The organism is Saezia sanguinis (assembly GCF_003991585.1).
Taxonomy (GTDB): Bacteria; Pseudomonadota; Gammaproteobacteria; order Burkholderiales; family Burkholderiaceae_C; genus Saezia; species Saezia sanguinis.
The window spans coordinates 1-230 of sequence record NZ_PQSP01000240.1 but is presented as its reverse complement, the minus strand read 5'-3'; the positions used below and the strand labels follow the sequence as shown (position 1 = coordinate 230).

The 230-nt window shown below is 62.2% G+C and carries 1 protein-coding gene; it reads right to left on the bottom strand.

Annotated features, from left to right (window positions below; all coding sequences use genetic code 11):
- Positions 1–230: diacylglycerol kinase family protein (locus tag CUZ56_RS15645; RefSeq protein ID WP_204250995.1), on the bottom strand; the 230-nt coding region annotated here is incomplete at both ends.

Below are 230 nucleotides of genomic sequence, written 5' to 3'. Positions count from 1 at the left end.
ATCCACCACGTCGCGCCTGCCGATGAAGTCGCCGTCGATTTGCAGGCCGATCGGCTCGGCACTCGATATGCGCACCGACGGGACGTCGTCGTCACGAAAAAGCTTCCGCGACTTCGGCTCGGAGTGTGGCGACAACAGTTGCGTCGCCAGCCGCAGTGTAGGCAGTAATGCCATGGTTCGCACGGCGAACACACCGAGACCCGATTCGAACCGGGTACCGGGATTGGTAC